We start from the raw sequence: 7,932 nt of genomic DNA on the forward strand, positions 1-7,932 counted from the left end.
CTACCTTAATTACATAATCCTCATTAATAGAGTACACCTCTCTAGATATACCCTCACCTATAAATGAATATTTCCTTGCAATTTGTTTATTGCTCAACATACATATATCTCGAAATATCCTTTTCTCATCCATAATGTAAAATCTCCTTTTAATCTAATATATTTAAAAAGAGATTATTTGTTACTTAAGGATTTATTGGCTTAGTTTTTTATAATTTACTTCTTTAAAGCTATTTATCACTAAATCCGCCATGGAAATATCTTGACTTCCGGAAGCATCACTATTGATTCCTACACACTTCATACCTGCTTTTTTAGCTGCACGAACCCCATTATGAGAATCCTCAATAACTATACAATTTTCGGGGCTTACCCCCAGCTTGTCTGAAGCAAAAATAAATATATCTGGTTCAGGCTTACTTCTCTTTACATAGTCTCCGGTAACAAAAACTTCAAAGTATTCTTCTATTTGAAATTTCTTTGCAATAGCCTCAATTACATTTAGTGGAGATGATGAGGCAATGGCTAGCTTTATTCCATTCTCATGAAAGTCTTTTATTAGCTCTTTCACCCCATCAATAAGAGTTATCTCGCATTCATTTGAATTAAGGTATTTAAAATATGTACTTCTATCATATTCAATTAGCTCATCAAGTGTTTGATTAAGGTTATATTTATTTTTTAGAGCTTCCCACATATAATGAGAGGTTGCTCCTACAAAAGTGTGATGCTCATCTCCTGTAACCTCTATTCCTAATTTCTTATAAATTTCATTTTCCAGTTTCTTATGTGTTGGTTCACTATCAATAATTACTCCATCCATATCAAATATAACTGCTTTTAGCATAAAATCATCCTTCCTATTTTTTATTATACTTTATCTTAGGTGCCATTTAAATTCTATCATAATAGTTCTCTTTAAATTTCAAATGCTGCTATTCCAATGGCTCCTGGACCACTATGAGCTGAAATCATGCATCCCACTTGAATCCATATAATTTTTTTAAAGCCTTCGTCTTTTGCAATTTGTTCCATACGTTGTTTTATGCGTTCTTCAAGGCCCAACGAATATATAAGATAAATCTGTCCTTTATCCATATGGTATTTATTGATATAATCTTTCATATATCGCTCTACAATATTACCTATTTTACCACGATACTTTCGGGTTGAAACTAGTTCTCCATTCACAATTTCAATCAGCGGTTTCAGTTGTAGCAATGTCCCCCCCAAGTACGCCGCATTTGATACACGTCCTCCTGCCTTCAAATATACAAGATCACCAGGTATAAAAGATACCCTTGCTTTAGCTGCATAACTCTCAATCTTTTTAACTAAATCATTAGGTAGCATATCTGGATATTTCTCTATAAGTTCAACGGCTTTCAAAACAATTGCTGCCAAACCACCAGTAACATTCAGTGCATCAGCATGATAAACATTTTCCATTCCCTCAGAAGCAATGATTGAATTTTGGAATGTACAAGATGGTTTCGATGAATATCCAACATGAATAATAATGCACCCAGGATTTTCTTCTGTTATTCTTTTAAATACATCCTGGTATTCATCTGGATTTGTTGCAGATGTTGATGGTACTTTTTTAGTTCTTTCATAATAATCATACACCTCTGTTACCGCTATCGAACCATCTGCATAAGATTCCCCTCCCATTATTACATGCATAGGAACTACCTCAATATTATATAATTTCACCAGGGCAAGCGGCATATCAGATCCACTCTCTGTTAATAGAATGATTTTTTTCATAGGGTTACCTCCATAAAACTTTATTTAATTATACTATTAATGCCTTAAAATGGATATAAAAAAACTCTTGTTTTATTTATTATTGCTTATTTAATCCCATTATAATATATAATCCTATTTTCCCCAAATCACAGTTACCCATTCAAAAGGAACCAAAAGTATTGATTTTATCCTTGTAAAGTTATAAAGCATAATGTTATAATAAATTTGCAAAAAGTTATAAAATGTGAAAGGACTGGTTGAATTATGGAAACAAAATTAGAAAAGAAGTACGGACTAATTACTGCAATTGCCATGGTCGTTGGCATCGTTATAGGCAGTGGCGTTTTTTTTAAGGCCGAAAAAGTATTAACTGCAACAGGTGGAAATCTTAAACTAGGCATTTTGGCTTGGGTTATTGGCGGTATTATTATGATTTCTTGTGCCTATACTTTTGCTGTAATGGCAACTAAATACGAGAAAGTAAATGGTATAGTAGATTATGCAGAAGCTGCTATGGGTGAGAAATATGGATACTATGTAGGCTGGTTTATGGCAATAATTTACTATCCAACATTGACATCAGTATTAGCATGGGTTTCGGCTAGATACACTTGCGTATTGTTGGGATTTCCAATTACAGGTGGGGAGTGTATGACTATTGCATGCCTATTTTTGATAGGTAGCTATTCTTTAAATTCATTATCACCAGTCTTAGCTGGTAAATTTCAAGTTAGTACAACTATTATAAAACTCATTCCACTGATTTTAATGGCTATAATTGGGACAATCGTAGGCATCAATAGTGGTATGACTATGATAAATTTTACAACAGTAGTAACAGAGGTAAATACTGCAAATGCATTATTCACAGCAGTTGTTGCAACAGCCTTTGCATATGAGGGTTGGATTATCGCTACAAGTATCAATGCAGAATTAAAAGATGCAAAGAAAAATCTTCCACTTGCTCTTGTTGGAGGAACTTTTATAATTATGGCTGTTTATATTTTATACTATATAGGACTAGCTGGAACTGTAACAAACGAAGTTATGATGAAAGGTGGAGAAGCTGGAGCTAAATTGGCATTCCAAACAATATTCACTTCTGCAGCCGGTTCTCTAATATTTGTATTTGTTATTATTTCTTGCCTCGGAACTTTAAATGGATTAATGCTGGGATGTACTCGGGGTATTTATTCATTAGCAGCAAGGGGCTTTGGACCAAAACCAAAAATGTTCAAGCAAATAGATAGCGAGACTAATATGCCATCAAATTCATCTATACTAGGTCTCCTTCTTTGTGGTATATGGTTATTATTCTTCTATGGCGCTAACTTAACAACACCTTGGTTTGGATTCTTTTGTTTTGATTCCTCAGAATTACCTATAGTTACTATTTATGCATTATATATTCCTATTTTTATTATGATAATGAAAAAAGAAAAGGATTTAAGTTCATTTAAAAGATTCGTAATGCCTACTATTTCATTAGCAGGCTGTGTATTCATGATAATTGCTGCTTGTTTTTCTCATAGAATGGCAGTTGTTGCATATCTAATTATATTTGCAATTGTAATGGCAATCGGTGCTATGTTTTCAAATAAAGCAAAACTTAATTAGAAGATAATATCTATCTAAAAGGCGTTACTAATTAGGACAAGCTTATGTTCACACCTTTTGATATACTATTTACAAACACTTTAAAAGCCATTTCCTTTCGGAACTGGCTTTTAAAGTGTTTGTATTAGTTAAAATATTTCATCTAAATCAGTTATAATCTTATCTGCCAATCCAAGTGAAATTATTTCATCAGACATAAGCCACCAATCTTTTCGATAATTCTTAGTATAAAGTTTGTCTGAAATATTTGTATTAGCTACAATAAAATCTTTAACTCTTTTTTCTTGTCTTTGGGTGAACTCAAAATTATCTAAAACTTTATCTGTATTACCCACAGCACCTGTACTTCCTGAATGAATTAGAGCTGTTGTATCTTGAAACACATATCTGTGACCTTTTGAACCTGCTAGTAGCATTAGCGCACCAGAACTATATGTTTTCCCGAAGCCTATTGTATAAATCGGTGTTTTGGAAAGTTGGAGAACGTTTATGAAATTTAGTACCGCTGGTAATTCACCACCATCAGAATTTATCAAGATCTTAATAGGGACTCTATCGTTAGTAGATTTACCTTTATCCTGTTTATTCCACTTTATAATCATCAGTGAAAAATCAACCAAACTATCATCGATATCAAAATTCCAAAATATTTCTCTATTTTTAGTTCTTTCATAATAATCTAAGGTTTCTGGGTCTGGTAGATTAAATTTCATTAATTCCTTAACCTCATCATCAAAAAATATATCCCAGTTTTTTTTTATACTCATAATTCACCTTACTTCCTTTATATTATTATTTAATTGTATCCATATTGTATTATATGTATGCAGATAATCATTTCTACATTCAACCTCATATAAATATATTATGTTAGGGGCATGAAAATAAAAAAAAAGAGCTTCGCGATATTTAACGTAAAAACTGCTGACGTACAATTAAATATACGTCAGCAGTTTTCCATATTTGACTTTCTCATTAAACTAACTCATGCTCTAAATTATTCTTTTAAATCCTTTACTTATATAACTCCATCTTTATCAGTACCAATACTTTCAAGCCATACAGTATTATTTTTACTACTACAAATATTTACTAAATACCTTGTATTTTTGTACTAGTAGCAAGTTCATAAGGGTCAACCCCATTATTTAAACCACCTTTTTCATCAATATAAGGTATTTCTTTATCTACATTATCTTTAGGTTTTTCAAATCCCTGTACCAGTATATCGATATCTGAAGCTATGTCTTTAGGGTCAGTTGTGGGTTTATATCTTTTGACTATTTCACCGTTCCTATTAATAAGGAATTTGGTAAAATTCCATTTCACTGAATTCCCTTCCAGGAATTGAGGGTAGCTTTCCATAATAAAGTCATTTAAACTTTTTTCATCAGGTTGGTTCAAATCAAACTCTTTAAAAGTTGTTTTTTCTGTCAAATATTTAAAAATTGGCTGAGCATTTTCTCCTCTTACGTCACCCTTTTCAAACAATTGAAAACTTACTCCATAATTAATTCTACAGAAATCCTTTATTTCCTGGCCTTCACCCGGTTCCTGCCCCGCGAATTGATTGCTGGGAAATCCCAATATTTCAAAGTCTTTATCCTTGTACTGCTCATAAAGTTTCTCCAAACCCTCGTACTGTGGTGTAAAACCGCACTCACTTGCTGTATTAACTATAACCAGTACCTTTCCCTTATATTGTTCCAGAGATATTTCATCACCATCGATTGTAATTAATTTAAAGTCGTAAATTGACATTTGTTATCCCTCCATCTTATATAAATTTATCAATACTACAAAAACACTACAACTCAATCTCTTTAATGTCATACTCAGAATATTCTAACTTCATTTTACCACTCATTCCATTATATTTCAACATTTTCAGACACAGCTTTCAATCTAAATCTTGAATTTCTTTTACTATAGAACATTATACTCCATTAATTTTTTCCGCAAATCTATAGAATTTATAAAAAGAATTGCTTCAAATTTCAACTTCGCAGCACTTTCAATATTTTCAATTGCATCATCTATAAAAATTGATTCTTTTGGATTTATATTATATTTTTTAATTAATTTATTATAAATATCTTTATCAGGTTTTAAAAGTTTTTCCCTATATGAAATGATATCACCATCAAAATATTTAAAAAATTCATATCTCTTAGTAACATCTTCATAAGCTAACAAATGAAAATTAGATAAAACATAGAGTCTATATCCTTTATTTTTTAGTTCTTTTAGAACCTCTACAGTATCTTCAATAGGTGTAAGTATTTGATACCAGTTGTGCATTACAATCTTTATTAACTCACTATTGTCTGTACTTCTATTACATATTTCATTTACAGCTTCTTCTTCGGTAATCATCCCCCTATCAAGCATAATCCATTCTTTGCTGGTAAATATTTCTTCATAAATTTGTTGAACTTTTGCTTTGTCTGAAATCTGTGTATGAAGATATACTATTGGCTTAAAGTTTAGTAATACATTTCCTAAATCAAAAACAATATTTTTGATCATATTTTTATATCTCCTTCCATGTAAAACTGATAGTCCTCCCATATTCATAAGTGAGGACTATTAGTTTTATCCTATTAAATATTATTAGATTCATTATTTTAAATGTTAGCTTTTTATGCTAAATCTTGAATTTCTTTAATTATATATGAGAGTTCCTCTAAAACATGATTTGCATTTACACAAAACATTTTCTTTGAAAGTTTATCCCCGCAATAACCGTGAACATATGCACCAACACATGCTGCAGTCATGATGTCATAACCTTGCGATATGAAAGACGCTATGATACCCGTTAGGCAGTCTCCCATCCCCCCTGATGCCATTGCGCTGCTCCCGGTAGGATTGATTTGCACCGTTTTACCATCCGTAATTATTGTATTAAATCCTTTAAGTAACAAAACAACATCGTATTGTTTTGCGAATTCTTTTGCTATATCTATTTTATTTTCATTTATTTCATCTATTGTATACCCCGATATTCTCGCCATTTCCCCCATATGAGGTGTAAGAACTGTAGTGCATTTCTTATTCTTAAGCATTCCAATGTTCCCCTCAAGCGCATTTAAACCATCTGCATCAATTACAACAGGACATTTAGAATTCAATAAAACTTTTTCAAGTAACTTTAGAGTATCATTGTTATTTCCTAGTCCTGGACCAATGGCAATACAATCACTCTTAGTTATTAAAGAATTTAATATTTTTTCATCGTTAGTTGAGATAATCATAGCTTCAACTAATTTTCCACTTAGTATGTTTTGAATTGAGCTATCACAGCCTAGTGTAACAAGCCCAGCTCCACTTCGAACAGCAGCCTGAGTTGAAATATATGCAGCACCTGTAAACCCTGGTGATCCTGCCAAAATAAGTGTTCTTCCATAATCACCTTTATGTGAATACTTATTTCTTTTCACAATTAACCCTTTAATAAAGTCTATATCCATTACATATTCATTTTCATGAAATCTATCTACTACACTTCTAGGTATACCAATCTTCTCAACAACAATTTCTCCAGTAAGTACATCAGCCTCATATCCAAGAAAACCTTTTTTATAAAGTTCAAATGTAACTGTTTTATTACTTTTAATACAATTTCCCATCACTTTTCCACTATTACACTCAAATCCTGATGGGACATCAATTGATAAAATATGCTTACTATTCTCATTCATAATTGTAATTGCTAAAGAATAAATGCCTTTAACTTCTCTAGTTAGTCCTGTTCCAAAAATTGCATCAATAGTCATCTCGGAGTGTTTTATACTTTCTCTTAAAATTTCCAAATCATCATTGTTGTTTACTTTTATTATTTCCATTCCCATATTTCTTACAATATTAAGATTCACCAAGGCATCTGCGCTCATATTTTCCTCTGAGCCAAGAAAAAATATCTCAACATAATTTCCTCTATTCAAAAGATGCCTTGCTACAGCAAACCCATCTCCACCGTTATTCCCACTGGAACAAACGATTACGAAATTTTTATTATTTTCTGGTATATTTTTCACTACCTTTAGTGCTGCATTTTCCATTAGTACAATACCTGGGATCCCTAAAATATCTATACAATAGCGATCAATCGTTCTCATTATCTGCGAAGTTGCGATTTTCATTTTCAATCCCCTCCATAAACAAATGTTTTTTCACTAGGATAACTTTAATCCAATCTGCTCATGCTCTATTTTTCTAAATTCAACCTGGCTTGCTGCAACCTGACTTCTTACTTCCATTACTACTGTCTGTTGCTTGTTTCCCATAAGTTTTTGACCTAGTATATAGTTAACATCAAACCTTCCAGAGATAGCCGGAGCGGCACCACGAGTGGGTACTATTAGCTGAACATTATTGGTTTTTAAAAATTCAAATATAGGCTCCCAAATGTATATGTCTTTGGCTGCTCCAAAAGGGTTATCTATAAATATTGTTTTTCTTAATTTATTATTATCAGCATTGAAGGAATTTATATTTTTAATGTAATTGATTATGGATATTAAAAATTGAATATATATTCCTTGTGACTGGCCTGTACTA

General features: G+C 31.8%; 7 protein-coding genes and 1 pseudogene. 1 reads left to right on the forward strand and 7 read right to left on the reverse strand.

Going from position 1 to position 7,932, the window contains the following annotated elements; translation table 11 throughout:
• Window positions 1-193: 193 nt before the first annotated feature.
• Together JJE11_RS10165 and JJE11_RS10170 are read right to left on the reverse strand one after the other, a co-directional pair.
• A complete protein-coding gene (locus JJE11_RS10165) occupies window positions 194-847 on the reverse strand; it encodes an HAD family phosphatase (protein ID WP_291635184.1) in 654 nt (217 codons plus the stop codon).
• Window positions 848-918: 71 nt separating this feature from the next.
• A complete protein-coding gene (locus tag JJE11_RS10170) occupies window positions 919-1,770 on the reverse strand; it encodes a DegV family protein (protein ID WP_291635186.1) in 852 nt (283 codons plus the stop codon).
• A 246-nt stretch (window positions 1,771-2,016) separates the two neighbouring features.
• On the opposite strand from JJE11_RS10170, the gene JJE11_RS10175 reads away from it, so the two are divergent.
• The gene (locus JJE11_RS10175; RefSeq protein WP_291635188.1) at window positions 2,017-3,369 is read left to right on the forward strand and encodes an APC family permease; all 1,353 of its coding nucleotides are present in this window, start codon (window positions 2,017-2,019) and stop codon (window positions 3,367-3,369) included.
• A gap of 128 nt (window positions 3,370-3,497) precedes the next feature.
• Here JJE11_RS10175 and JJE11_RS10180 read toward each other — a convergent pair whose 3' ends face one another.
• The 5 genes and pseudogenes from JJE11_RS10180 to JJE11_RS10200 all read right to left on the reverse strand — a co-directional run.
• A complete protein-coding gene (locus JJE11_RS10180) occupies window positions 3,498-4,136 on the reverse strand; it encodes an ATP-dependent Clp protease proteolytic subunit (RefSeq protein ID WP_291635190.1) in 639 nt (212 codons plus the stop codon).
• A 451-nt stretch (window positions 4,137-4,587) separates the two neighbouring features.
• Window positions 4,588-5,130 (reverse strand): annotated as a pseudogene (locus tag JJE11_RS10185) (glutathione peroxidase); the annotation flags it as partial.
• Window positions 5,131-5,295: 165 nt separating this feature from the next.
• Window positions 5,296-5,898, reverse strand: coding sequence for an HAD family phosphatase (locus JJE11_RS10190; protein ID WP_291635192.1), 603 nt, complete (start codon window positions 5,896-5,898; stop codon window positions 5,296-5,298).
• A 113-nt stretch (window positions 5,899-6,011) separates the two neighbouring features.
• Complete coding sequence (locus JJE11_RS10195; protein WP_291635193.1) at window positions 6,012-7,514, reverse strand: NAD(P)H-hydrate dehydratase; 1,503 nt, start codon at window positions 7,512-7,514, stop codon at window positions 6,012-6,014.
• Window positions 7,515-7,547: 33 nt separating this feature from the next.
• Window positions 7,548-7,932, reverse strand: a 385-nt coding sequence (locus JJE11_RS10200; RefSeq protein WP_291635195.1) for a hypothetical protein, incomplete at its 5' end; no start/stop codon positions are given.

Origin of the sequence: Clostridium sp., from assembly GCF_016650095.1 — a bacterium.
GTDB lineage: Bacteria > Bacillota > Clostridia > Clostridiales > Clostridiaceae > Clostridium_AD.